At 54.8% G+C, this 25,710-nt stretch carries 19 protein-coding genes; 9 read left to right on the forward strand and 10 right to left on the reverse strand.

Annotation, left to right across the window (positions count from 1 at the left end; translation table 11 throughout):
* Positions 1–175 precede the first annotated feature (175 nt).
* Positions 176–2,077, forward strand: a complete 1,902-nt coding sequence (locus ABNT34_RS07350; protein WP_348730200.1) for a bifunctional diguanylate cyclase/phosphodiesterase — start codon at positions 176–178, stop codon at positions 2,075–2,077.
* 17 nt (positions 2,078–2,094) lie between these two features.
* On the forward strand, positions 2,095–3,696 hold the full coding sequence (locus ABNT34_RS07355; RefSeq protein ID WP_348730202.1) for a methyl-accepting chemotaxis protein: 1,602 nt from the start codon (positions 2,095–2,097) through the stop codon (positions 3,694–3,696).
* Here ABNT34_RS07355 and ABNT34_RS07360 read toward each other — a convergent pair.
* Entirely contained in the window at positions 3,686–4,366 is a 681-nt protein-coding gene (locus tag ABNT34_RS07360; RefSeq protein ID WP_348730204.1) for a TetR/AcrR family transcriptional regulator, read from the reverse strand. The two genes, ABNT34_RS07355 and ABNT34_RS07360, sit on opposite strands and share 11 nt — an antisense overlap.
* Positions 4,367–4,456: 90 nt before the next feature.
* On the opposite strand from ABNT34_RS07360, the gene ABNT34_RS07365 reads away from it, so the two are divergent.
* The 4 genes from ABNT34_RS07365 (at position 4,457) to ABNT34_RS07380 (ending at position 9,759) form a co-directional block, all read left to right on the forward strand.
* A complete protein-coding gene (locus tag ABNT34_RS07365; RefSeq protein WP_348730206.1) occupies positions 4,457–5,506 on the forward strand; it encodes an efflux RND transporter periplasmic adaptor subunit in 1,050 nt (349 codons plus the stop codon).
* A complete protein-coding gene (locus ABNT34_RS07370) occupies positions 5,503–8,547 on the forward strand; it encodes an efflux RND transporter permease subunit (RefSeq protein WP_348730208.1) in 3,045 nt (1,014 codons plus the stop codon). Before ABNT34_RS07365 ends, ABNT34_RS07370 begins: the two co-directional genes overlap by 4 nt.
* Before the next feature lie 165 nt (positions 8,548–8,712).
* Positions 8,713–9,174, forward strand: a complete 462-nt coding sequence (locus ABNT34_RS07375; protein ID WP_348730210.1) for a DUF4920 domain-containing protein — start codon at positions 8,713–8,715, stop codon at positions 9,172–9,174.
* A gap of 9 nt (positions 9,175–9,183) precedes the next feature.
* The gene (locus ABNT34_RS07380) at positions 9,184–9,759 is read left to right on the forward strand and encodes a DUF1697 domain-containing protein (protein WP_348730212.1); all 576 of its coding nucleotides are present in this window, start codon (positions 9,184–9,186) and stop codon (positions 9,757–9,759) included.
* Positions 9,760–9,795: 36 nt separating this feature from the next.
* Here ABNT34_RS07380 and ABNT34_RS07385 read toward each other — a convergent pair whose 3' ends face one another.
* Both ABNT34_RS07385 and ABNT34_RS07390 read right to left on the reverse strand, forming a co-directional pair.
* Complete coding sequence (locus ABNT34_RS07385; protein WP_348730214.1) at positions 9,796–10,242, reverse strand: hypothetical protein; 447 nt, start codon at positions 10,240–10,242, stop codon at positions 9,796–9,798.
* Positions 10,243–10,429: 187 nt separating this feature from the next.
* Positions 10,430–11,722, reverse strand: a complete 1,293-nt coding sequence (locus ABNT34_RS07390; RefSeq protein WP_348730216.1) for an endonuclease — start codon at positions 11,720–11,722, stop codon at positions 10,430–10,432.
* 1 nt (position 11,723) lies between these two features.
* On the opposite strand from ABNT34_RS07390, the gene ABNT34_RS07395 reads away from it, so the two are divergent.
* Positions 11,724–12,221, forward strand: a complete 498-nt coding sequence (locus tag ABNT34_RS07395; protein ID WP_348730218.1) for a DUF4870 domain-containing protein — start codon at positions 11,724–11,726, stop codon at positions 12,219–12,221.
* Between the two features lie 4 nt (positions 12,222–12,225).
* On the opposite strand, the gene ABNT34_RS07400 is transcribed toward ABNT34_RS07395, so the two are convergent.
* Both ABNT34_RS07400 and ABNT34_RS07405 read right to left on the reverse strand, forming a co-directional pair.
* On the reverse strand, positions 12,226–13,059 hold the full coding sequence (locus ABNT34_RS07400; RefSeq protein ID WP_348730220.1) for an alpha/beta hydrolase-fold protein: 834 nt from the start codon (positions 13,057–13,059) through the stop codon (positions 12,226–12,228).
* A gap of 65 nt (positions 13,060–13,124) precedes the next feature.
* Positions 13,125–13,652, reverse strand: a complete 528-nt coding sequence (locus ABNT34_RS07405; RefSeq protein ID WP_348730222.1) for a porin family protein — start codon at positions 13,650–13,652, stop codon at positions 13,125–13,127.
* A 199-nt stretch (positions 13,653–13,851) separates the two neighbouring features.
* Between ABNT34_RS07405 and ABNT34_RS07410 the strand changes: the two genes are divergently transcribed.
* On the forward strand, positions 13,852–14,106 hold the full coding sequence (locus ABNT34_RS07410; protein ID WP_348730224.1) for a superinfection immunity protein: 255 nt from the start codon (positions 13,852–13,854) through the stop codon (positions 14,104–14,106).
* A 70-nt stretch (positions 14,107–14,176) separates the two neighbouring features.
* Here ABNT34_RS07410 and ABNT34_RS07415 read toward each other — a convergent pair whose 3' ends face one another.
* Positions 14,177–15,790 carry a methyl-accepting chemotaxis protein gene (locus ABNT34_RS07415; protein ID WP_348730226.1) on the reverse strand — a complete coding sequence of 538 codons (1,614 nt, stop codon included), beginning with the start codon at positions 15,788–15,790 and terminating at the stop codon, positions 14,177–14,179.
* Between the two features lie 174 nt (positions 15,791–15,964).
* On the opposite strand from ABNT34_RS07415, the gene ABNT34_RS07420 reads away from it, so the two are divergent.
* A complete protein-coding gene (locus ABNT34_RS07420) occupies positions 15,965–17,017 on the forward strand; it encodes an ROK family transcriptional regulator (RefSeq protein WP_348730228.1) in 1,053 nt (350 codons plus the stop codon).
* Positions 17,018–17,041: 24 nt separating this feature from the next.
* On the opposite strand, the gene ABNT34_RS07425 is transcribed toward ABNT34_RS07420, so the two are convergent.
* From ABNT34_RS07425 to ABNT34_RS07440, 4 genes are read right to left on the reverse strand one after another with little or no spacing between them, the layout of a single operon-like run.
* Positions 17,042–20,104, reverse strand: coding sequence for an efflux RND transporter permease subunit (locus ABNT34_RS07425; protein ID WP_348730230.1), 3,063 nt, complete (start codon positions 20,102–20,104; stop codon positions 17,042–17,044).
* Positions 20,101–23,160, reverse strand: a complete 3,060-nt coding sequence (locus tag ABNT34_RS07430) for a multidrug efflux RND transporter permease subunit (RefSeq protein WP_348730232.1) — start codon at positions 23,158–23,160, stop codon at positions 20,101–20,103. Before ABNT34_RS07430 ends, ABNT34_RS07425 begins: the two co-directional genes overlap by 4 nt.
* Positions 23,161–23,163: 3 nt before the next feature.
* Positions 23,164–24,456 carry an efflux RND transporter periplasmic adaptor subunit gene (locus tag ABNT34_RS07435; protein ID WP_348730234.1) on the reverse strand — a complete coding sequence of 431 codons (1,293 nt, stop codon included), beginning with the start codon at positions 24,454–24,456 and terminating at the stop codon, positions 23,164–23,166.
* Positions 24,457–24,480: 24 nt separating this feature from the next.
* Complete coding sequence (locus ABNT34_RS07440) at positions 24,481–25,578, reverse strand: HDOD domain-containing protein (RefSeq protein WP_348730236.1); 1,098 nt, start codon at positions 25,576–25,578, stop codon at positions 24,481–24,483.
* Positions 25,579–25,710: the final 132 nt, after the last annotated feature.

Raw genomic sequence — 25,710 nt, forward strand, 5'->3', positions numbered from 1 at the left:
CCCATTCAGGCTGATCATAGCCGCCATGCTGAATCGTTTTAGCCACCGCAGTGCAAACGCTTCACAATTCTGGTAAGACCAGAAAATATTCCATTGCGATCAAAGGGAATCGCACCGACACTGCACAAATACTGCTGTATTTTGGTGCAACCTGTCGCCCGGAGTTGTGATCACAATGCCAAATCAGGATTTATCGTTGCAGGGTACCCTGGACGTGCTCTACAACAACCTGAAAACCGGGCTGATCGGCACCGGTGTCGCGGCAACGGCAGCCAGCCTGTTATTGTTTCAGCACAGTCAGAATACTGCCATCGGCATCTGGTGGTTGTTGATGATTGGGCTACTAAGCTGGCGCGGCTATGACTTGCGCTGCTGGACCAGCTTAAAAACCAAAAGGGAAAAATATCAGCCGCAGATTTTCCGCCGTTTTGCCGCCCTTGCCATCGCCACCGCGCTGTTGTGGAGCCTGTTTAGCCTGTGGTTTGGCATTGGCAGCGATTCCGAACAACTGATCATTATTCTCGCCACACTGGCTGCGATAGCCGCCGGTGTCACCAATGCCCTGTCTTCGGATAAAACGCTGATTATCAGCTACATAGTGCTGTGTTTATTGCCCTTTGGCCTGTGGTTTTTGTGGCAAGGCGGCGAGCAGGTGATTTTTGGTTATCTTGGCATCATTTTCACTGGCTTACTGAGTTTCTCCGCCCGCAACAGTTACCTGTTTACGCTGGAATCTATCCGCTTGCGGCGTGAACACGAGCACCTGCTGGCGAATCTGGAAACTGAAGTTTTACTGCGCACCAAAGAACTGTCTTATTTGTCAGATATTGAGACCTTAACCGGCCTCTACAACCGCCGGCGTTTTATTGAAATTGCTGTGGAGCTGACCGAAGTCAGCCGGCGCAATCAGTTAAAACTGGCGCTGGTGATGATTGATTTGGTTGGTTTAAAAAGCATCAATGATGGCCTGGGTCATGAAGTCGGCGACGAGTTTTTGCGTGAAATCGCCGAGCGTCTGCGGCTGCTCACGCATGAACCGGCAATTTGTTGTCGCTGGGGTGGCGACGAATTTCTGATTGCTATTCCGATCACGGATGAGGCGCTGTATGACTTTGTCGATCAGGTTCAGCAGAGTATTTCACAGCCCTTCCGGCTACAAGAGAATGCGCTGCGGCTATCAGCCAATATCGGTGTGTCGATGTATCCGGACCATGGCCAGGACATCTCCCAGCTGATTAATCTGGCGGACCTCGCGCTGTACGGCAATATCGAAAAAGCCGGCAAGCAGGGTTTTACCGTTTATGACGGCCAGATTGCCGGCAAATACCGGCGTAAATCAATGCTGCGCACCCGGCTCGAACAAGCCATCAGCCGGCAGGAGCTGCGGCTGGTGTATCAGCCGATTGTTCAGCTGCACGCGACGCAGCAGAATTATTACGAAGTGCTGTTACGCTGGACCCTCGACGACACGCCGGTGGCACCGGACGAATTTATTCCGCTGGCCGAACAAAGTGGCCTGATCAATCCGATTGGTTATTGGGTACTGGATCAGGCTTGTCTGACCATCAGCCACAGCATAAAGCTTGGCAAGCCATTGCAGCTGGCGGTGAACGTCTCAGCGCTACAATTTCAGCAGGATGTGTTTGTGCCTGACTTGCTGGCGCTGCTGGATAAACATCAAATCCCGGCCACATTGCTGCAGATCGAAATCACCGAATCAGTGTTTACCGTCGATAAAAATATCCTCATTGATAAAACCAATCAGCTGCGGGACGCCGGTATCGCCATTGCGATAGATGACTTCGGCACTGGCTACTCATCTTTGTCGGTGATCAATGAACTGCAGGTCAATAAAGTTAAAATCGACAAAGCATTTATCGACAAAATCGGCGATGGCGGTATGCCGGTGTTACGGGCTATTGCTTCGATGTCGCAATCAATGGGCTGGGAAATAGTGGCTGAAGGCGTGGAGACCGCAGCCCAGGTGGAGGTGCTCAGCAAACTGAATATTCACTACATGCAGGGTTATTATTTCAGCAAACCTGTTGAATATTCGTCTCTTTTTCAAAACTCGTGAAGTTGTAGAGGTTGTGAATGAATTACCATGGTCTGCGTTTTAAAGCCAGTGTCCCTACTGCGCTGATGTTTATCACCTTAGTGTTTGTCCTGAGTTTATCCTCGGTGATAGTGTCAAAACTGCAACAAATCGTGCACGAAGAATCTGATGTTTTTCAGCAAGCTATTTCAATTGTTCTGAACGCGGACCGCGATTTGTATCAGGCGAAACTGGCTATTTCTGAGCACAAAGCGGCGGAAAATCCGCAGTTCAGCGCCGATTATCAGGAAAATGTCAGCCAGGCCAAAGATCGCTTTAATCAATATAAACAGCTGATGAGCGTCTACCCGGAATTTAGTGGCCAATTTAGTGAATTTGAACAGAAATTGAATGACTGGACGCAAAGTGCCGACCAGTATTTTGCCACGGGCGCCAGCAAAGATGCCGCCTTTATCCAGCTGGAAGATCAGCAGTTTGCTGCACTGCGCAAAATTTACAACAACGCCGGCGAATTTGCGCTGAACTTGTCCAAACAACATATCGAACAAGCCAATCAGGAGGTCCAGAATATTAGCGTCACCGCCTTGCTCATCAGCTTGCTGGTGTTTGCCGTGGCGGCCTGGTACAGCGTCAAAATGCCTACCGCTATTAAGTCCAACGTCGAAACCATTATTCACCGGCTGGACGAAATCACGCAGGGTGAAGGCGATTTAACCCAGCGCATCAGCGTGCAGACCAAAGACGAACTACGCGACCTGGCCGATGCCTTTAACCGCTTCCTCGATGCGCAAACGTTGATGATTGCTGACATTTTGCGCAGCAGCCAGCAGCTCAGCACAGTCACAGAAAATATGCTGAGTTCAGTGCACGAAACCAAAAGCATCACCCAAAGCCTGAATAGCGCCACAGATTCGATCGTCAGCGCCGTGCATGAAATGTCGGTGGCTAACCGCGAAGTTGCCGTAGTGGCAGCAGATACAGCCCGCGAGTCCGACGATTCCCGCGGTTACGCCGAAAAAGGCATCAGTTCGATTCAGGCGGTGTCCGGCAGTATCAATGGTGTATTAACCGACGTCGATACCGCGATGAATTTGTCCGAAGCGCTGAACAACAGCTCTATCGCCATTTCCGGTGTGATTGAGGTGATCAGCAACATCGCCGGTCAGACCAATTTGCTGGCACTGAATGCCGCCATCGAAGCCGCCCGCGCCGGCGAGCAAGGCCGCGGTTTTGCCGTGGTAGCCGACGAAGTGCGTAAACTCGCCTCGAAAACCCAGGAAAGTACCGAAGAAATCAAAGCCACAGTGCATCAGCTGCAGCAGTTGGTGACAGAATCGACTCAGGCTATTCGCCGTGGCCGCCAGTCGGCGGACAGCTCAGTGCAACAAACCGAAGTGGCGGAATCTGTGTTCAGTCATCTGATGAAATCGTCGGCGGAAGTCAGCGGCATGTCGCTGCGCACCGCGGCGGCGACAGAGCAGCAGTCGCAGGTGTCGGAAGAAATTAACCGCAACCTGCACCAGTTGCATGATCAGTCGGTCGTCGCGGAGCAAATCGCTGATCAGAACTATTTGCTGATCAATGAGTTAAAAAGTGTGGCAGAGCATTTAACCGGTCTGGTTGGTCGGTTTAAGGTGTAGTGGCTGCGGCCACATCCCCCTGATGCAGCTGTAAAAACAGCGTCACCACAGCGCGGACATGGCCGGGGACATCGGCTGGTTGGCGCTTCGGTGCCTGCTGAAACAAGGTCCGCAGCATATCCATACCCACCAGCATGCCGTATAACAGTTCTGCACTGAAATCCGGTTGTGGGCAGCGGATAAGACCGAGCTGGTGCACCTGCGCCAGCCAGGCTTCCACCTGAATACAAGTGGCGACCGGCCCCAGTTCATACATGCGTTCGCGCAAGTCAGCCGGAATATCCCGATGCCCCTGCAGGGTTTTCATCAGACACAGATGATCTTCGCTGAATAAATACTGCAACAGCCGCAGGCTAAAGGCTTCCAGCGCAGCAAAAGTCTGCGCAGCGTTTTGCACCGCCGGGCTTAAGGTTTCGACAAAAAAATCGGACTGGGCGCGCAATACGGCTTCAATCAGTAGATTGCGGTTGCCAAAACGCGAGTACAAAGTCGCCTTAGACACCCCGGCTTTACTGGCCACCGCTTCCATCGTCAGCGCACTGGCGCCTTCAAATAACAGGATTTGCCGCGCCGCCTGCAAAATGGCTATATCCTTATTGCGATCAACAGGCCGGCCGCTCGATGCAGCGCCTGAAAACGAAGATGTGTCTGGGCCGGAGTTGGTGGTCATCATTTTACTCTTGTTTATTGAACACATCCGTTCAATAATACATTTCTGAACGAAGCCGTTTAATAATACCAGACTCTGCCCGAGGTGGCCATGTTACGTCCTTTTCCGCTGCTTGCACTCGTCTCACTGCCGTTGTTTCTGGCCGCCTGTTCCGACCCGGCCGCGCAAAATTCAGTTCCGGCACCACGGGTGGTGATGACTGCTACTATTCAGCCACTGACTCAGTCCAGCTTAACCCTGACCGGCGTGGTACGCGCCCGCAATGAAGTACCGGTAGCCTTTCAGGTCAGCGGCCGCATTGCCGAGCGGCTGGTCGAAGCCGGTCAACCAGTGAAACAAGGTCAGCTGCTGTACCGGCTGGATCCAAAAGATTTAGCTGAGTCAGTACGGGTGGCCAAAGCGGCCCAAGCCGCAGCCCGCGCCAGTCTGCAAACAGTACAGGCGGAAAAACACCGCACTGAGCAACTGATCAAACAACGTTTTGTCAGCGAACAGGCCAAAGATCAAGTCGAACTGCGCTTCAATGAAGCCAAAGCCAATCTCGACCGTGCCAATGCGCAGTTACAACAAGCCGAACACGGTCTGACCTACGCCAATCTGACCGCCGGCAGCGACGGGGTGATCACGGATGTCACAGGGGAACCCGGCCAGGTGGTGGCGGCAGGCCAGCGCCTCGGCGCTTTAGCGACCGCGCAGCAAAGTGAAATTGAAGTGCAGCTGCCGGAACATATTCAGCCGCCGCAAAGTGGCAGCACCGATTTTGCCGGCCAGCCACTGCAATTAAAGCTGCGCAGTGCTGCCGGCAGTGCCGACAGTGCCAGCCTGACCCGCCAGGCGCGCTACAGTCTGAATGAACAACCGGCCGAACTGGCACTGGGCCGGGTGTTAGCGGTGCAGCTACAACTGCCGGCGCAGGACCAGCAGGTACAGGTGCCGTTAGCGGCGCTGGATGAACGGGGTCAGCAGCCGCAGCTGTGGACTGTCATAGACGGCAAAGCCCAGCCGCACCCAGTACAAGTAGTGTCGCTGAATGCGCAATCGGCCACAGTACGCACTGAGCTTGCCGCTGACAGCCGCATTATCACGCTCGGCACCCATCTGCTGGAACCGGGTTTGGCGGTGCGGGAGCTACAGCCATGAGTTTTAACCTGTCGGTATTGGCGGTGCGCGAGCGCGCTATCACCTTATTTTTTATTCTGCTGGCCTTTATCGGTGGCACCTGGGCGTTTTTGTCGCTGGGCCGCGCCGAAGACCCGTCTTTTACTATCCGCGCTTTAGTAGTGTCGGCCTACTGGCCTGGCGCCACCGCCGAAGAAGTGCAGTCGCAACTGGCTGACCGCTTAGAAAAACGCATTCAGGAAGTACGGAATATCCATAAAATTGACAGCCAGGTGCGCCCCGGCGCAGTCAATTTAACCATTGAATTTAAAGACTATACGCCGTCGGCCATGGTGCCCGACCTGTTTTATCAAATCCGTAAACGGATGCAGGAAGAAGCGGCCAATATGCCGGCCGGCGCTATTGGCCCACTGGTCAACGACAACTTTTCTGATGTTTATTTCAGTTTGTTGTCGCTGACCGCGCCCGGCCTGCCGTTTCGTGATTTAAGCCGCCAGGCCGAACAGCTGCGTGATGAACTCAGCATGGTGCCGGGTGTGCTGAAAGCAGTACTCGTTGCCGACCGGCCAGAGCGGGTTTTTATCGATTTTGACCAGAACAAACTGGCAGCGCTGGGCATCAGCCTGCTTGATTTGCAACAGCAAATCACTGCCGCCAGCCGGATGTTGCCGGCCGGCCAGCTGGAAACTCAGGGTCAGGCGCTGCAATTTCGCCTCGATGCCCGCACTGACAGTTTCAGCGAGCTGCAACAACTGCCGGTCCGGGTCAATGGCAAGCTTATCCGCCTGTCAGAAATTGCCACAGTACAGCGCGGTTATGAAGAACCGGCGCGGTTATTGGCGCGCACCGGCGGCGATGCGGCTATTTTAGTCGGCGTGGTGATGCAACAAGGCGAAAACGGCCTGGTGCTTGGCAAAGCGCTGCAACAAAAACTCAGCGAAATTCAGGCGCAGCTGCCACTCGGTATGGAGTTACACCAGCTGACCAATCAGGCCGAAGCCATCTCTAAAGCCGTTGATTTATTTGAAATTAAATTTTTAGTCGCGGTATTGGTGGTGATGGCGGTCAGCGTACTGGCCATTGGCCTGCGCGCTGGTTTAGTGGTTGGTATCGCCATTCCACTGACCCTTGGCATCACCTTTTTGCTGATGAAAATGGCCGACATTAACCTCGACCGTATCACGCTGGGCGCGCTGATTATCTCGCTAGGCTTGTTAGTTGACGACGCCATTATCGCCATCGAAATGATGATGGTAAAAATGGAACAAGGCGTGGAACGGGTGCGCGCTGCAGGCTACGCCTGGTCCGCTACTGCTGCGCCGATGTTGTTTGGCACCCTGGTCACTATCGCCGGTTTTGTGCCTATTGGTTTTGCCAAATCCGGTGTCGGCGAATACACCGGCAATATTTTCTGGGTGGTGGGTTTTGCACTGATTGTATCCTGGGTCGTCGCTGTGACTTTTACGCCCTACCTTGGCGTGAAATTGCTGCCGGATGTCAAAGCCCATGCCCATGACCCTTACCAAAGCCCGTTCTACAGCAAACTGCGTGCGCTGGTGCTGTGGTGTATCGACCACAAAAAAACCGTGATTGGCATTGTGCTGCTGGCCTTTGTACTGGCGCTGCTGGGCATGGCTAAAGGTGTGCAAAAGCAGTTTTTCCCCAGTTCCGACCGGCCGGAAGTCCTGGTCAGCGTCTATATGCCGCATGGCAGCGCCATCGCCAATACCGATGCTGTGGCGCTTAAAATCGAGCAGTTGCTGAAAGACAATCAGGACGTACGCTCGCTGTCGTCTTTTGTCGGCGCCGGCGCCCCACGCTTTTTTATCTCGGCCAACCCGGAACAGCCGGACCCGTCTTTTGCCAAAATTTTAATTGTCGCCAAAGACGCTGACGGCCGCGACCGGCTGATCCAGCTGCTGAATGAACATATCGCCGCCGGCGAATTCAGCGCAGCGCGGGTACGGGTCACGCGGTTGTTGTTTGGCCCACCGGTGCCATGGCCGGTCAGTTTCCGTGTGATGGGTAAAGACCCGCTGGAGCTGCGCCGTATCGCCTATCTGGTGCGCGACAAAATGGTTGCCAATCCGAATACCGTCGGCGCCCATCTGGAATGGGAAGAACGGATGCCGGTGCTTGCGCTGAAACTCGATACCGCGCGCCTGCTGGCCTATGGCCTGACCGCTTCTGATGTCGCGCAGCAACTGCAGTTCCAGTTCAGCGGCGCCAGCATCACGCAGCTTAGGGAAGATATCCGTACTGTGGATGTCACAGCGCGCTTAGACCGGGCGCAAGTACTGCAACCCGATGCTATCGAATTAAAAACGCCGGGCGGCAAAGCCGTGTCGATCCGCCAACTTGGCGAGATCCGCGTGCAATATGAAGAGCCGCTGTTAAAACGCTACAACCGCCAGACTTATCTGGCCGTGGTGGCCGACGTGCAAGGTGCGCAGCCAAATGATGTGTCGAACCGCATCTGGGCCGAACTGGCTGAGATTCAGGCGCAGTTGCCACCGGGTTATCGCATTATGCAGGCCGGTTCAGTCGAGGAATCCGGTAAAGCCAATGCCTCTATCCAGAAACTGATGCCGCTGATGGTGGCGCTGATGCTGATTTTTATCATGCTGCAGATGCGCTCTTTCACCGGCATGTGGATGGTGCTGGCAACAGCGCCGCTGGGCCTGATTGGCGCCACGCTGGCGCTGCTGGTGTTCCGCCAGCCCTTTGGTTTTGTCGCTTTGCTGGGCCTGATTGGCCTTGCTGGTATTCTAATGCGCAACACGCTGATTTTAACTCAGCAGGTCAGTGACAACCTGAACGACGGCTGGGCCGCGCGCGATGCCGTGGTCGAAGCCACCATTCACCGCGCCCGCCCGGTGCTGCTCACAGCGCTGGCCGCGATGCTAGCCTTTGTGCCGCTGACGCTGGATACCTTCTGGGGCCCCATGGCTTTTGTGCTGATCGGCGGCGTTGGTGTCGGCACTGTACTGACGCTGTTATTCGTGCCGGCGCTTTATATGGTGTTTTTCCGCAAACGCCTGGCGCAAGTGCCGGTGGCGTGAGGCTTCCAGCATAACGGCGGGCCACGCTTGCCGCCACCTACGATCTGGTTCAAAGCGTAGGTACGCGCCAGCGCAGCTCGCTGGGCACCACGTGCCGTACATTGGTACATTGACAACCGGATACAAAGCAAAGAGGATGGTTTTTTTCGACACAGGATGTTCCCGATGAAAAAAACCATCGCTTTGACCTTTGTGCTGCTTTTAAGCCCCCTTCTGCAAGCCAGCCAGAGCTTTGGCCCGGCCTTTGATTTCAGCAAATCCGCCGCGGTGACAGTGGCACAGATACTGGCCAAACCCGATCGTTATCTGCAGCAGCCTTTTACCGTACAAGGCAAAATTGACGCAGTCTGTGAGAAAAAAGGCTGTTGGATGCAGTTTGCGACTGGTGCAGCTGAGCCGACTTTCCGCCTCAAAGTCAAAGACGGCGATATGGAATTTCCCATCAGCGCTAAAGGCAAAACCGCCTATGCCTATGGCTCACTAAAAGCCAAAGCGATGACGCTGGAACAAAGCAAAACCTACCTGAAACACCGCGCTGAAGAACAAGGCGACAGCTTTAATGCCAGCAAAGTCACCAGCGCTGTAACCTTGTATCAGTTTGAACCTGTGTCGGTATTGATTGAATAAGCGGCTGAAATGAATACATATATTCTGTTATTGCGGGGGATTAATGTCGGCAAAGCCAACCGGCTGCCGATGGCGACGTTAAAAACAGTGCTGGAGAATCTGGGCGCGCAGCAGGTGCGGACGCTGCTTAACTCCGGCAACGCCATCTTCGCCCTGCCCGCTGATGTTGCCGGGACCACGGCTACCGGTGACGCCGCTTGCGACCTGATTGCCGATCAAATCGCGGCAGCTTTATTACGCGACACCGGCCTCGATTTACATTGCATCGTCAAAACCGCCGCCGATGTGCAGACCGTGGCCGCTGCACTGGAACCGGTCGCTTTAACAGGTCTGGCAGCACCAGACCCAAGCCGGTTGTTAATTGGATTTAGCCGCAACCAGCAAACACTGACCCAGTTCGAGGCTGCTGCCAGCGTTTTGCCGGCAACCACATCGAAGCTGCAAATCAGCACCACAGCGCTTCATTTGTATTGTACCGATGGCATCAATCAATGCCCGATGGCCGATTTGCTGGTCAGTAAAAAATGGCGCGCCATCACCTGTCGCAATCTGGCTACCTTACAGAAAATCATCGCGTTACTGTAGCTGCACCGTAATAAGGCCGGCAGCTGAGGCAGCGGCTTATTGACCGCTTGTGCCTTGCGCTGCGCCAAACTGATAACTGGCAGTGATATTCGGGTTGGCCGACCAGACCGGATCGGCCTGCAATATCGCGCCTCTGAACTTGCTGCTGACCTGAAGCTGCAGGCCTTTGTCACCAACAGCTTGCCACTGCACATCCACACCAAGCTGTTCCGGATGGCCTTCGCTGATAAACAAATTGCCTGGGCCATCGGCCAGGATACCGTCTTTGACCAGCACAGAAATATTGCTGCTAAATCCCGGCACATTGTTACAGCTGCGCACAAACACCACGGCGGTAAATTTGTCATCCGGCGAGGCCAGTTGTTTGACGATGCCGTTGCTGCAGGCTGGGGTCGTCGCGGCAAACATCCAGGCCGTCAGGCCGCCTAAAATGACCAGGGGCGCAACCACAAACAAACCAATATCTCTGACAACCTTTTGCATGCTTGTTCCTTCAGGTGAAAGCTTGAAAACGGCGCCATTACATGCCAGCCGATGAGCAAAAGCAAGCAGGAAGTCTGGATCCGGCACAGCTGGATGTTCTGTCAGCTCAGTTCATCGTGAACAAGCAAAACTAACAAGCCCGTCGCTAATGCAGACGGGCGTTCTGGCTGAGCCACAGGGCAGTCAGTTACAGGCCACAAGCCGGACCGTAAATCGCTTTAACCCATTGCGGGTTGTCGATGAACGGATTGCGGTTTTTTTGCAGTTCATAAATCCGATTGTTACGGCGCTGCTCAAAACTGTCGATCGGGTCGGCCAGGTGCCAGGCCACCAAAGTGCAGAGTTTGCCCATTTGTGGCGCAGTGCTGCCAGTTGGCGCCACATTGGGAATTTCTAAATCCGGCGTGCCGCTGTCGTCGGCGCCTTCATAGCGCACGTCCATGTAAAACAGCATGCGGGCGACGTCGCCTTTGACTGCTGCGCGCGGTTCAAAGCTGTCGCTGTCGGTTTTATTGGCCGGCGCTTCGGTCACTGCAGTGCCACCGTTATCAAAGTCTTTATTACCGCGGGTCGAATTCAGCGACACATCTTCTGGTCTTAAATGATGTAAATCGGTATGCGCATATTGCGATTCATTCGGAAAGCCATGGCTTTTGGCCCAGACGTGTTCGCGGTTCCAGGCATCCAGCGAGCTTGAAGTGCCGGCGCGGAAGGTTTTTGCCTGCGAACGGCCGGCGTACAACAAAATCACGTTGCTGGTGTTAGCCGGATCTTCGTCGGTATAGCTAATCGCATCCCAGACTTCGGCATAGCTGAAACGGACGTGGCCGCGCAGCACATTATTCAGCGCGGTTTTTAACGCTTCGCCGCTTTTGCCGCTGGTATTAACGTAATAAGTGGGCAGATTGATAGTGTCGCCGGTACCACCACCGGTATCGCCACCGCCAGTGTCACCGCCGCCACAGCTGGCAGTTAAAGCGCCAGTGCCCGGATTGCCGGCATTGCTGCTGACCTGCCAGTCGCTGACGGTATTGCTGTCGGCGACGTTTTTGCGCGCCAGCGATTTATCAATGGCTTCAATAGACCAACCACTGATGGCGTTTTCAAACGCGACTGAATCCAGTTCGGTACTGCCCTGGCGTAATTTGACGTAATCGCCGCTGTTACCCAGCGCCAAAGTCAGGCCGGACTGATTGGCGGCTTTGCCGGTTAAGCTCTGCAGCGCAGCACTGTTTTTCGCCACAACGAAATAACTGCCGGCGCCGATGCTGCCGGTTAAATTAAAGCTGCCGCCATTGTCGGCCAGACTATAGCCGCTCAGGCTGACGGCGCTGCAGCCATCATTAAAAATCTCGACAAATTCTTCGGTGCTGTCGTTATTTGGTGCGTCATACAGCACTTCGCTGATCAGCAGCTTGGCCTGAGCCTGCATGGCGCAGCACAGCGCTATGGCGGTGAATATCGGGGCAAAAGGTTTCATGGTGTCCTCTGGTTTGATGGGGTTATTTGATAACAACCTAACCCATCAATATGACACTTTGCTTAAATTAGCAACATCTTACCTATATCCACACCAGCAACTGCAGATGGATTTACAAAGCTATCGCAGCTGCAGTAGTCTGCAGTTCACGCCACAGCAAAAAAGGACGAACATGGACAACCTGCATAGCCCCAATCAAGACAGCAAAAATATCGCCGCCATCACCCACATTGCAGCGATTTTCTTCGCCTTTCTGGCGCCTTTGGCAGTGTATCTGCTGAAAAGTGACGATCTGTTTGTCAAAGAAACCGCCAAAGAATGCCTGAATTTCGCCATTACCGTGCTGTTGGTGTACGTGGTGTTGGGGATCAGCATTGTTGGCATCAGCCTGATGCCACTGTTGTGGTTTGTCACCGTCGTGTTGTATGTCCTGGCGGCGAAAAGCGCCACTGAAGGCCAGATCTTCCGCTTCCCGCTGACCTGGCGGTTACTGAAATAAACGGTCAGGGATTTTTATATAACCACAATACGGCCTGGCGGAACTCTGCCGCCCAGGCGGCTTCGTTATGCTCGGCATCGGCCGACAGGGTGAACTGGCGTTGCCCTGCACTGGCCGTCAGCTTGTCAACCGCCTGATAAACCTGCTGTGCTTGTATTGCCATATCACCCCCTTCACTGCCACCAACATAAAAATACCAGCGGGCATTTACTGGCACCGGGCTTTGTTGATAACGCTGCACCTGCTCAGCGGTGATCCAATAAGACGGCGAAAAAATACCAATTTTGCTGAAGGTATCCGGAGCCTCCAGCGCAGCAAAATGGCTGAATAAACCACCCATCGAACTGCCCATGATACCGGTGTTCGCCGCATCCGGCAGCGTGCGGTATTGGCTGTCGATATAAGGTTTCACTACATCGCGCAGCAAGGCTAAATAAGCTTTGGCTTCGGATTTACCAAATTCGGCATGGTCCAGCGGGTTCAGTTCTGTCATGCGGTGCTCGCCGCCGTTGTCGATGCCCACGACAATCAATTCAAGCTGTCCTTCCGCGGCCAGCTGATTCAGGATCTCATCGACCTGCCATTCGCCGGCGTAAGCGGTGCTCCTGTCAAACAGATTCTGGCCATCGTGCATGTACAATACCGGGTAGCGCTTGGTGTTGTTGGCATAATCCGGCGGCAGATAAAGCCGCACAGTACGTTGCCGGTTCAGGCCGGGAATAGTGAAAGGCTGGGTCAGCACAGTGACATTGGCGGCCGCACTGGGCGAGCGGTCCGGCTCTGGGGTACAACTGGCGCAAGCCAGCAATAGAACGATGAGATAAAGCGGATTTTTCATGGTGCATGCCTGCTGCGGAAGGATAAACCCAGCCTACCGCAGCAGTATAAAATTCACCAGTCAGATCAGAAGCGGTAACCCAGGCTCAAACGGAAGGTATCGGCCTGCAGCTGGTCTTTTTTGAATAAATGCACCACTTCAGCCCGGCCAAACCAACGTTCGTTAAAGTTCTGTTCCAGACCCAGGCCCAGCATCGCGTGCAGCTGATTGTCGTCCACTGAGGTGGTTTTGTTGTTGATAGTGACATCAGCCTGATGGTTCAGCTGGCTGACACCGGCACGATAATACAGCACAGTGGTGTCGTTTAATTTGGTTTTACCCAGTGCTGCCAGCGTCACGGCTGTGGTGTCCAGACCAACCGTGATGCCATCTTCGCTTTCTTCTTTATCAAACAGCTGTTCGGCCGTCAGTTCAGCACTCCACTGCTGATTGATAACATAACCCAGACCCAGCTGATATCCGCCGTCGTCCAGGTCATAAGGTTCGCCAGTGCGGCTATATTGCAAACCCGCAGTGCTGTAAATATCGGTCGCGGCCATGGCCGGTCCTGTGATCCCGGCCAGCAGCACGGCAGCCATTAACATCTTTTGCATAAAAAATTCCTTTTATGGGACAAAAATCGGCCGCAACCTTAGCTTAAAAACCACAGCGCCGGCAAGCCGCAGCACAGTGGACCGCTGCTTTTCGCCGAATATCCGCACATAAAGCCGGATTTCACATTTTTACGCTGATTTGCCGGCTTTGTTGACATGCTGTATCTAACAAATCCCCGTAGATCCGAAGGAGTGAATCATGAATGAAGTCATGCAAGTTTTTCAAAATGCCAGCCCCATGTTCTGGGCCACTTTAATTCCGCTGGTGCTGTTTATCTGGTTTTTGCCGGTGATCCTGGCGGCCTTTTTTAACCGGCCGCATTTGAAATATATCGCCATTGCCGCAGTACCCGCCGGCATGTCGTTTATTGCCTGGGGCGCGTTGTTGGTTTGGGCCTGCAGCGGCAAAGTCACTGGTCGCTTTGCTAACCGCTTTAATGATATTCCGAAGTAACGGCAAGCCGTGGCGCTTACCAAAACAACAAGGGCGCTCTAAAGCGCCCTTGTTGTTTGAGCCTAAAGTTTCAACTGACTTTAAACTTACCGACCAGACCAAACAGCATCTGTGACAAACTGCTGATTTCATTAGATAACTGGTCATTCTTTTTCGCCACTTCGCCAGCAGCCAGCGCCTGGTCATTCAGCGCATACAGATTTTTACTGATTTCTTCCGACACTGTGGTTTGCTGCTCGGTCGCTGCTGCGGTGCGCACCGCCATATCGTTGACTTGCAGGCTGGATTGCATAATGTCCTGAAATACTTGTGCCGCCTGAGCAAAATTGCCAACCGTCAGGTCGGCATTGTTTTTGCCACTACCAATCGCCTGGCGCGACTCGGTCACCCGCAGATGCAATTGCTCAATCATCTGCTGAATATGGTTAGTACTTTGTTGGGTGCGCGACGCCAGCGTGCGCACTTCGTCGGCGACTACGGCAAAACCGCGGCCATGCTCGCCAGCCCGCGCTGCTTCAATGGCCGCATTCAGCGCCAATAGGTTGGTCTGATCAGCAATACTGCGGATGACTTCCAGCACCGACGAAATGGTCGACGAGCTTTGCTCCAGCTCCTCGGCTGCACCCAACGCCATATGCACATCACGGGTGAGGTTCTGCATGCTGCTGTTGACGACTTTGACCACTTCCAGGCCCTGACCGGCGCTGCGTTTGGCCTGCTCCGACACTTGCGCGGTGTCAGTCGCCACCTGCGCCATTTCTTTGTTGGCCATCGCCATTTCGTGCACAGCGCTGACAATGGAATCGGACGCGGTATTCAGCGACTGCGTAATAGCGCTGGTGCGGTCCGCCGATTCAGACAAATGGCCGGTCAGCTGACTGAGCTGATTGGCCTGGCGCAAAATCGCCGCGATCATCTCGCATTGTTTGCTGATGAAATTATTAAATTCATTCGCTAAATCAGCCACTTCGTCTTTGGTGTCGATATGCAGCCGCGCCGTTAAATCACCATCGCCGTTGGCGATATCACTGAGGCGCGCCGATAAAGTGCGGATTTGCTCGGCCAGTTTTTTCGGCCCCTGATAACTGAACCAGCCGGCGATCCCCAGCAGCAAAAACGACAGGCCATACACCCAAAGCCTGGTGGTGGCGATGCTGTTGCTGAGTTCCGTCTGCTCCTGCTCTGAACGCGACAGCGCCGCTTCGCCGGCTTTGTCTAATACATCCCGCAGCGCTTCAAATTCGGTATGCTCCTGCGCCGCCAGCGCGTCTTTTTGCGCTGCATCCTGGTTATCCAGCAAAGTCACAGCACTTTGCTGCCAGCGGTTAAACTGCGCGTCAAAACCATTAAAACGCCCGGTCACATCGGGATAGGCTTTTAATAGCACTAAGTACTGGTCAAAACGTTCTTTGACCTGTGCGGCATTGTCAGTAAAATCTTTGCGCTCAGCTGCGGCGTCACCGACACCACTAAGTAAATGAGTTGTAGCCAGTTTCGCCTGATAGATATCACGATCAGCATTAAGCACCAATGAAATGGCCTGCAAAAATTTTTCAGCCTGAACTTCCAGCGCCTTGTGCTGCATCGAAATTAAACTGCTGAACATTAACATCACTGTGAGCAGGCTGACGCCTAACATCACCACCGGAATACTGCTTTTCACTCTGATACTTTGCCAGTTCATCTTTGTTGCCTCTGTCCTGAGAAAACCGGAAAACATCCGACAGGATGTTTTACTGATGGGGGTACAAAACAGTATGGCTGGCCGATCAGGAACTGCAAATTTGCAAATGAATCAGCCAGATGCGCTATCATGCCGTTTTGCTCATTTGCCTGAATTGAAAAGGACAGTCCGACAGTGAGAACCGGAGCCAATGCCGAAATGCTCGGTGACCTGAATGCCCGTCTGTTGCTGGGCGCCGTGCGCCGGCGCATGCTGGCATCGCGGCCTGAACTGGCCGACGAACTGGGGCTTTCGCTGCAGGCTGTGACACGGATTGTCGCCGGACTTTGCCGCGACGGATTGCTGCAACCCTGCGGTAAAAAAACTTTAGGCGTGGGCCAGCCGACGCAGTTTTATCAGCTAGTGCCGGACGTGGTATTCAGTATCGGAATTCAATTACAACGCACTCAGCTGCAGCTGGTGCTGACGGATTTCTGCGGCAATATTCTGCGCCGTCAGCACTGCGCACTCGACAGCTGGTCGCCGCAGCGCGTGCAAACCGCCCTGCTGCAACAAAGCCGGCAATTATTGGCGCAGTTATCCGCATCCCAGCAGGAACGGCTTTGTGGCATTGGTCTCGCTATGCCCTGGTTTGCCGGCAACAGTCAATTCGCCGCACGCTTGTATCCGCAGCTGGACGCCACCGCATTGCAGCAATTACAACAGGCCTGGCAAGATGTTGATTTGGCGGCTGATTTACAGCATGAACTAAAAATCCCGGTCTATCCGGAAAACGACGGCTCGGCCGCAGCTGCCGCGGAGTTATGGTTGGGCAAACCAGCCGCAGCTGATTTTTTGTATCTGTATCTGGACCAGTTGCCGGCCGGCGGTTTGGTATTAAACGGCCAGCTCTGGCGTGGCCGGCATGGCAATGCGGCCCATCTGGCGGTGCTGCCGGTATCTAATGGCCAGCTGCTATTGCAACAACCGGATGCACACAACATCAGCAATGGCCTGCAGGCGGTGATGGCGCTACTGGATATTCCACTGCTGATTATCGACAGCAGCAAAATCAACGACCTCACGCCACTGCTGGCAGACATCCGTCAGCAGCTGGAGCTTTGGCCCGCGCTGGGGTTGCTGGTGCCGCAGCTGCAACAAGGCAGCCTCGGCAGCGACGCCATGCTGCTCGGCGCTGCCATGTTGCCGTTGTATCAGGCTTATGCGCCAGACCGCACCGTGTTATGACCAGCCATGCGGTCTGCCAGTTGTTTAAACCTGAGCCGGCTGCTCCACCACAGTTTTTTGCTGCCGGAACCGGCTCAACATCAGATACACAGCCGGTGTGCTGTACAGCGTAAACAGCTGACTTAACAATAAACCGCCAACGATACTGATCCCAAGCGGCTGACGCAGCTCCGACCCTTCGCCCATGCCCAATAACAGCGGCACCGCACCAAGCATCGCCGCGCAGTTCGTCATCAGAATTGGCCGCAGCCGTTGCTGACCGGCCAGCACTATGGCTTCGAGCGGCGACAGGCCCTGTTGACGTTCAGCTGCTAAGGCAAAATCGACCAGCAGAATGGCGTTTTTCATCACGATACCAATCAGCAGGAACAAGCCAAGCTGCGCAATCAGATTCAGCGGCGTATCGGTAAAATACAGTGCCAGCAAAGCGCCAAGCGCGGTGCAGGGCAAGGTCGACAAAATCACCAGCGGCTGCAGCGTGCTTTCATACAAAATGCCGAGCAGCAGATACACCGCCAGCACCACACCGATGAACAGCCAAAGCTGGTCGCCCTGACTGAATACCGCGTTGCGCTGATCTTCGCCATTGATGGCATAAATCGCCGTCGGCACCATCAGTTCGGCCAACATGCGGTCGAGCGCCGCATCGGCCTGTTGCGCTGTCACGCCTTCGGCTAAGGCATAACCGATGCCTTGTGCAGCGAATTGATTGTCGCGGCGGATACGGTCATTTGACAGGCCATACTGGTAACTGGCGATAGCGCTTAATGGCACCCGCTCACCGCGGCTATTGATCAGCTGCAGCTGTTTCAGCACTTCCGGCTGTGCTGTATAGCCGGGTAACAATTCCATCACCACCCGGTACTGGTTCATTTCGTCATACAAAGTCGCGACCTGGCGCTGCGAAAACGAGTTATTCAGCAGTGTGGCCACAGTGCGCATATCAACGCCAAGCCGCTGCGCCGCTTCACGGTCAATCGTCAGCACAATTTGCTGCGTGTCTTCGCCGCCCGGCGTATTCACGTCCACCAGTTCAGGCAATTCCTGCATCGCTTTGGCGATTTTCTTCGACCAGCTTTTCAGTAGTTTTAAATCACCGGACATCAACAGCAGTTCATAGTCAGAACTGGCAAAAGGCGATGCGAGGCGAATATCCTGATCAACACTTAAAAACATCATGCCGCCGGGGATTTTCGGCGCGCCGTTGCGGATACGGTTCACCACTTCCTGCGCCGAAATGCCACGCTCTTCCAGCGGTTTTAACCGAATGCGCAGGAACGAGTTACTGGTGCCCATCTGGCCACCACTGGCGCCTGTGACATCAGCAATGGCCGGGTCTTTTAGTAAATATTGCCGGTAAGCTTCGATTTTTGGCTGCATCAGCTGATAAGAAAAACCATCGTCGCCACGGACAAAACCATTAAGCTGGCCGGTATCCTGCTCCGGCAACATGCCACCGGGCAGCGTGCGGAATAACCAGACCGAGGCGGCAAAAAGCGCCAGCAGCAACACCCCGACGCCATAACGATAACGCAGCACCGCGCGCAAACTGCGCTGATAACCGGCCTGAAAGCGCTGGAAAAAACCGGCTTGCGGGTCTTTGGCGCCTTCGCGCACCATCAGCCGCGCCGACAGGCCCGGCGTTAATGTCAGCGACACCAGCAAGGAAATGAGCATTGCGCCGACCAGCGTGATAGAGAATTCACGGAACAGCCGCTCGACTAAACCGCCCATAAACAAAATGGATAAAAACACCACCACCAGCGCCAGGTTCATCGCAATCAGCGTGACGCCGACTTCACTGGCGCCACGGCGGGCCGCGCTTAACGGCGACAAACCCTGCTCCAGGTGACGTTTGATGTTTTCCACCACGACGATGGCGTCGTCCACCACCAGACCTGCCGCCACAATCAGCGCCATCAGCGACAAATTATTCAGTGAAAAACCAAAGGTATACATCACACAAAAGGCGCCAATCAGCGACACCGGAATGGCCAAAGTCGGAATCAGCGCCACGCGGATACTGCGTAAAAACAGCAGCACCACAGCAACGACCAGGCCAATCGACAACAACAAACTAAACTGCGCTTCGTCTAAAGTGGCGCGGATCACCGGGCTGCGGTCCATCACCACGGCTAATTTGGAATCTTGCGGAATGAGCGCTTCCAGCACCGGCATTTGCTGATAAATCGCGTCGATAGTCGCGACAATATTGGCGCCGCTGCGCCGGCTGATTTGCAAAATCACCGCAGGTTTGTCGTTATGAAAACCAGCGCTGTAGCGGTTCTCTGTCGAATCACTGACGATCGCCACATCTTTTAAACGAATGGCTGCCTGATTGACGTATTTAATTACCAAATCACCATAATCATCGGCGTTTCTGAGCGTCTGGCTCAGGTTGATTTGCCAGCGCAAATCGTCTTGCTCCAGCGTACCTATCGGCAAATTGGAATTGACCGCGCTGATGGCGCTACGCACTTCATCCAGTGCAATGCCATATTGACTGAGCAAGGATGGATTGAGCTGGACCCGCACCGCCGGCAACGAAGAGCCTGTGACTTCGACTTCGCCAACCCCCTGAATCTGGGCGATTTTCTGCGCCAGTATAGTGGCGGCAGTGTCGTACAACGCCGACGCCGGCAGGCTGTCACTCGACAGCGCCAGCGCCATCACCGGCATTTGCGACGGGTTCATTTTGCGGTAAGTCGGGTTACCCGGCATGCCGGCCGGCAACTGACCACGCACTGTGTTAATAGCCGCCTGCACTTCCCGCGCGGCTTCGTCGACATTACGGTCTAAATCAAACTCCAGCCGGATTTGCGTTGAGCCCTGATTGCTGCTGGAACTTAACCGGCGCAGACCGGCGATAGTGCCAAGCTGGCGCTCCAGCGGTGTGGCGACTGTTGCCGCCATCGCCTCCGGGCTGGCACCCGGTAAACTGGCGGTCACCACCACCATCGGAAAATCCACCGCCGGCAGCGGCGATACCGGTAAAGCGCGGTAGCTTAAAAAGCCAAGCAGCACTATCGCAAGCGCCAATAAACTGCTGGCGATGGGTCTTTGGATCAGCGCCAGACTCAGCTTCATAGCGCCTCCGCCGTTTTGCGACTGAAATGCCGGTCAAACCATAAATACACCACAGGCGTGGTAAATAAGGTTAAGACCTGGCTGACCAGCAAACCACCGACCATCACCAAACCCAGCGGCTGACGTAATTCAGCGCCAGAACCTGTTGCCAGCAGCAGCGGAATAGCACCAAACAAGGCGGCCAGCGTCGTCATCAGAATAGGCCTGAACCGCAGCAATGCCGCTTCATAAATCGCCTGCTGTGGTGACAAGCCACGACTACGCTGCGCATCCAGCGCAAAGTCGACCATCATAATGCCGTTTTTCTTCACCAGGCCAATCAGCAGCACAATACCGATGACGGCAATCAAATCCAGCGGCCGGTCAGTCAGCAGCAACGCCGCCAAAGCGCCCACAGTCGCTGAAGGTAAAGTCGACAAAATGGTCACCGGGTGGATCAGGCTCTCGTACAACACGCCCAGCACTATGTACATGGTGACCACCGCCGCCAAAATCAGCCATAAGGTGTTGCTGAGGCTGGCGCGGAAGGCTTCCGCTGCGCCCTGGAAGGTCAGTTCCATTGACGCTGGCAGCTGTAACTCCTGCTGTACCTGTTCAATCGCCGCCACCGCATCGCCGAGTGAATAACCTTCCGCCAGGTTAAATGACAGCGTCACCGCCGGGAACTGGCCCTGATGGTTAATCAACAGCCGCGCCGGTTTTTGTGTGACGGTGGCGACCGATGACAGCGGCACCGGGCTGCCGGAGGCAGTATTGATAAAGAGCTTATCCAGCGCATCCAACCCCTGCGCCTGGTCCGGATCTACTTCCAGAATGACGCGGTATTGGTTGGCCTGCGTAAACAAAGTGGTGATTTGGCGCTGAGCAAAAGCACTTTGCAGCGCAGTACCGATTTGGCTGACGCTGATGCCGAGCCGCGCTGCCGCAGTGCGGTCGATATCGACATACGCCTGCAGGCCGTTTTCGGCTAAATCGTCCGCCACATCAGCCAGTTCTGGCCGCGCTTTGAGTGCGCTCATCAGGTCTGGTAACCACTGCGCCAGTACTGCGGAATCGGGTGAAGTCAGCGTGAATTGATACTGAGTGCGGCTGATTTTGTCTTCGATACTGAGTTCCTGCACACTCTGGAACCAGGCGGTGATGCCCGGCACCTGCGCCGCTTTATCACGCAACCGGTCGATCACCACCAGCGCATGTTCGTCGCGTTCATTGTGTGATTTCAGGTTCAGTTGAATACGGCCGGCATTGAGGCTGACATTGCTGCCATCGACGCCGATAAAACTACTCAGGCTCGCCACGGCCGGGTCGTCCTGCAAGGCCGCAGCAAGCTGCTGTTGCCGCTCGGTCATGGCCGCAAAGGAAATATCCTGCGGCGCTTCAGTGACAATCTGAATGACGCCGCTGTCCTGCACCGGGAAAAAGCCTTTTGGCACCGCCAGATAAAGCACTGCGGTTAACGCCACACTGCCGAGCATCGCCAGCATGCCCAATCTTTGATGCGCCAGAATCCATTGCAGCATCTCGCCGTAGCGACGGATCACCCGCGCCATAAAACCTGTGCCATCGTCATGCGACGGTAAGGTTTTCAGCAAGTGCGCACAGAGCATTGGCGTCAGCGTCAGCGACACCAGCAAGGAAATTAAAATCGCCACCGCCAGCGTCACGGCAAATTCAAAGAACAACCGCCCGACCACATCGGCCATAAACAGCAGCGGAATTAACACGGCAATTAAGGAAAAGGTTAACGAAATCAGCGTAAAACCAATTTCTTTGGCACCGTTTTTCGCTGCATCCAGCGCCGACGCACCCTGTTCACGATGGCGCGCAATGTTTTCCAGCATGACGATGGCATCGTCGACGACAAAACCGGTCGCGATCACCAGCGCCATTAACGTCAGGTTATTGATGGAGAAATCCAGCAGATACATCACGGCAAAAGTGCCGATGATCGACAGCGGCACCGCCAGCGACGGAATAATAGTGGCCGGAATGGTACGTAAAAACACAAAGGTCACGGCGATGACCAGCGCGATGGCAAACAGCAGCTCGTGTTGCACGTCGCGTACTGCGGCGCGGATGGATTCGGTGCGGTCGCTCAGCACCGACACATCCAGCTCGGCTGGCAAAGTCGCGGTCAGCTGCGGTAATAACTCCCGTACCCGATCTGTCACTTCGATGACGTTGGCGCCGGGCTGACGCTGAATATTAATCAGCACCGCCGCGCTTTGATTGGCCCAGGCCGCGAGAAAACGGTCTTCGGCGCCTTGTTCAATTTTCGCCACATCACCCAGGCGCACCGGCGCGTCACCTTTAAAGGCGACAATCAGCGCTTCATATTCAGCGGTCGAGCTTAACTGGTCGTTGACTTCCAGCATGGTAGAGCGGAACGGGCCGTCAAAATTGCCTTTGGGCTGATTGGTATTGGCGGCAACAATAGCGCTGCGCAAGCTGTCCATGGTCAGGCCCAAACCGGCTAAAGCCGCCGGATTGGCTTTGACCCGAATGGCCGGGCGCTGCCCACCAGCCAGGCTCACCATGCCAACGCCATTGACCTGCGCCAGCTTCTGCGCCATCCGCGTATCCACCAAATCATAGACTTGCGGCAAGGCCATCGCTTTGGCGCTGACCGCCAGCGTCAAAATAGGCGCATCGGCCGGGTTGACCTTGCGGTACACCGGCGGAATTGGCATGTCATTGGGCAATAAGGAACTGGCAGTATTAATGGCGGCCTGCACTTCCTGCTCGGCCACGCCCATATCAACAACAAGAGCGAACTGCAGCGTCAGTACAGACGCGCCGCCACTACTGGACGACGACATCTGTTTCAGACCGGGAATTTGACCAAGCCGCCGTTCCAGCGGCGCTGTGACGGTACGCGCCATCACATCCGGGCTGGCGCCCGGATAAAAGCTGAACACCTGAATAATCGGGTAATCGACTTGCGGCAGCGCTGCCACCGGCAATTGCCGCCAGCCGAGAATACCGGCGATCAACAGCGCCAGCATTAATAAGGAAGTGGCAACCGGGCGCAGAATAAAAGGTTTGGACAGTTGCATGGGTTATTCCTGCTGGCCGCTTTGCACCAATTCTACGTCGCGGCCCGGTCTTAACCGGTCAAGGCCCTCCATCACAATCTGGTCGCCGCCTTTGAGACCACTGCGCACTTCAACGCGGCCATTATCAACCACACCCAGCTCGAGCATTTTCAGCTGAGCCTTTTTGTTTTCAACCACATAGATAAAAGTGCCGTCAGCGCCATATTGCACCGCGTCTTGCGGAATAGTCACTGCACCAGGTCTTGAGGCGATATTCAGTCGCACATTAACAAACTGATTCGGGAACAGCTGGTCGTCGCTATTGGCAAACTGCGCTTTGAGTTTCAGCGTGCCGGTAGCAGGGTCAATCTGGTTGTCCAGCGTGGTCAGTTCACCGGTTGCTAACAACTGTTTGTCATTGCGGTCCCAGGCTTCTACCACCAGTTTTTGCTGCTGTTTTTGTTGGTCCTGCACGGCCAGACGCAGGCTTTGCAGCTGTGTTTCCGGAATGCTGAATACCACATAAATCGGTGCGCTTTGCGTGATACTGACTAAGCCTTCCGCGCTGTTGGCCTGCACCAGATTGCCGGCATCGACTTTGCGTAAACCGGTTTTGCCGCTGATCGGCGCCACAATACGGGTGTAAGATAATTCAAGTTTGGCGGCATCGATTTGCGCCTGATTGGATTTTAATGAGCCTTTCAGCTGATTGACCAGCGCCTGCTGCGTGTTGTACTGCTGGCGTGAAATCGAGTTCTGCGTTTTCAGTTTTTCATAGAGTGCAAGGTCGAGTTCGGCGTTTTTCAGCTGCGCCACGTTTTGCTGCAGCTGGCCTTCCGCCTGTGCCAGTTTGACCTGATACGGTGCCGGGTCAATTTCCGCCAGCAGCTGACCGGCTTCAACTTTTTGCCCTTCGGTAAAATGCAGTGCCAACAACGGGCCACTGACGCGCGGTTGGACTAACACGGTGTTTAACGCGGTCGCAGTACCAATGGTTTTAAACTGGACTTTTAAATCGGTGGTTTCGGCGCTAATGACCCGCACCGGCACCGGTGCATTCCAGGGGTTGGCACCGCCAGGACCACCCGGGCCACCGGCGCGGCGTGGTCCGCCGCCTGCGCCAGGCCTTTGTCCAGCTTGCGGGGCGCCAGCTTGAGAACCGGCAGCTTGCGGACCGCCTGGTCTTTGCCCAGCCTGAGCCCCTGCGGTTTGTGCAGCCCCGGCTGGCGCTGCTTCATCCTGTTGCTGCCACCAGTAACCACCCATCCCGGCGGCTGCCAGCAATACCGCCCCTGAAACCAACCATTTTACCTGCATCTTTCCCTTTCCAACTATTTTGTGTCAGAGCACAAATCCGGCCTGTAAGGCTTGCTGTCGCTCTGCCGCGTTTAATGTGATGGTCCCTTGCTGCTGGGCCCGCGCCAGATGCAGACAATTGCTGATCTGAGCACCAACCCCTTCAGATTGCCAGCTGTGCTGATTCAGCACTGCGGCAATAACCCAATTTTCAAAACCCCATAACGTCAGTAAAAACGCCGACACCGCCAGATAACTGGAGCGGCCGGCCGGATTGCGTTCACTGAGTTCTGCATCGCCGGCCGCGCGGCCGTTTTGCAGCAGCACCAGCTTGCCAAAACCACTGAGCAGCGCCGCGATAAACACCTGGTCCTGCAACATCCGGCTAAAACCTGAGCTGCGGGCATAACTGCGCGCCTGTCCGGCTTGTGCCAAAATCTGATCCAACAGCTGCTGCCGTTCGGCTTGTTGATCTTCCGGTACCTTGCCGCCTTTCATCGCCAGCACTACCACCAGACTGCGCAGGCTCTGATAACCCAACCGGCTGATCGCGACTTCCAGATTCCAGGTTTCGCTGACAAAACCCATATAAGGCGAATTCACTAACTGGAATAACCGGGATACGACCAGCGGATCTGTGCTGATCAAACCGGCTATCGCAGCAGCACTGACGTTGGACTCAGCCAGTAACTTGTCCAGCTCAGTCAGTAACGACGGCAGCTGCGGAAAGTCATACAGCCCACCGACCAGCCGACGTTCCTGCTCACCGAGCGGCAATTCCGACAAACGCGCCGCGTTGGCAAACAGCTGCTGTAAATGTTCGGTATTCAGCTCAGTGCCGATAAAACTGTGAAAATGACTCAAATGGCCGAGCACCACATCGTCATGCTGCGGGTCGGTCAAAATCACCCGCAGTGCCAGCGGTGCCTGAAAACATACCAGCCGCTTGTCTTCCAGACTGCAGCTGGTACTGAGTCCGTCAAAAATCAATAAATCAATCTGGCTGTCGAGCCGTGGCGCCTGCAGATAACTGCCGACAGTCGGGAAAAATTTACATTGCCACAGATGGGCTTTTTCCAGACATAAATGCCGCACCAGGCTTTGTAACGACGGATTGATGCCAACAACAACTACTTGAAACATTTGATGATTCTCTCCATAGCAGTCACGGCAGCTGCACTGTAGCAGCAGCCCCGCCGTGTTCGTAGTGAATTTACAAAACCTTTGCATGGCGACGCGCCGGCTTGTTTAGCATAGTCAGTCAGGTCAGTACCA

Origin of the sequence: Rheinheimera texasensis (genome assembly GCF_964031785.1) — a bacterium.
Lineage (GTDB): Bacteria > Pseudomonadota > Gammaproteobacteria > Enterobacterales > Alteromonadaceae > Pararheinheimera > Pararheinheimera texasensis_A.

Coding starts and splice junctions, on each gene's coding strand:
- ABNT34_RS07350 (WP_348730200.1), top strand. CDS start 176: ATGCCAAATCAGGATTTATCGTTGCAGGGTACCCTGGACGTGCTCTAC.
- ABNT34_RS07355 (WP_348730202.1), top strand. CDS start 2,095: ATGAATTACCATGGTCTGCGTTTTAAAGCCAGTGTCCCTACTGCGCTG.
- ABNT34_RS07360 (WP_348730204.1), bottom strand. CDS start 4,366: ATGACCACCAACTCCGGCCCAGACACATCTTCGTTTTCAGGCGCTGCA.
- ABNT34_RS07365 (WP_348730206.1), top strand. CDS start 4,457: ATGTTACGTCCTTTTCCGCTGCTTGCACTCGTCTCACTGCCGTTGTTT.
- ABNT34_RS07370 (WP_348730208.1), top strand. CDS start 5,503: ATGAGTTTTAACCTGTCGGTATTGGCGGTGCGCGAGCGCGCTATCACC.
- ABNT34_RS07375 (WP_348730210.1), top strand. CDS start 8,713: ATGAAAAAAACCATCGCTTTGACCTTTGTGCTGCTTTTAAGCCCCCTT.
- ABNT34_RS07380 (WP_348730212.1), top strand. CDS start 9,184: ATGAATACATATATTCTGTTATTGCGGGGGATTAATGTCGGCAAAGCC.
- ABNT34_RS07385 (WP_348730214.1), bottom strand. CDS start 10,242: ATGCAAAAGGTTGTCAGAGATATTGGTTTGTTTGTGGTTGCGCCCCTG.
- ABNT34_RS07390 (WP_348730216.1), bottom strand. CDS start 11,722: ATGAAACCTTTTGCCCCGATATTCACCGCCATAGCGCTGTGCTGCGCC.
- ABNT34_RS07400 (WP_348730220.1), bottom strand. CDS start 13,059: ATGAAAAATCCGCTTTATCTCATCGTTCTATTGCTGGCTTGCGCCAGT.
- ABNT34_RS07405 (WP_348730222.1), bottom strand. CDS start 13,652: ATGCAAAAGATGTTAATGGCTGCCGTGCTGCTGGCCGGGATCACAGGA.
- ABNT34_RS07410 (WP_348730224.1), top strand. CDS start 13,852: ATGAATGAAGTCATGCAAGTTTTTCAAAATGCCAGCCCCATGTTCTGG.
- ABNT34_RS07415 (WP_348730226.1), bottom strand. CDS start 15,790: ATGAACTGGCAAAGTATCAGAGTGAAAAGCAGTATTCCGGTGGTGATG.
- ABNT34_RS07425 (WP_348730230.1), bottom strand. CDS start 20,104: ATGAAGCTGAGTCTGGCGCTGATCCAAAGACCCATCGCCAGCAGTTTA.
- ABNT34_RS07430 (WP_348730232.1), bottom strand. CDS start 23,160: ATGCAACTGTCCAAACCTTTTATTCTGCGCCCGGTTGCCACTTCCTTA.
- ABNT34_RS07435 (WP_348730234.1), bottom strand. CDS start 24,456: ATGCAGGTAAAATGGTTGGTTTCAGGGGCGGTATTGCTGGCAGCCGCC.
- ABNT34_RS07440 (WP_348730236.1), bottom strand. CDS start 25,578: ATGTTTCAAGTAGTTGTTGTTGGCATCAATCCGTCGTTACAAAGCCTG.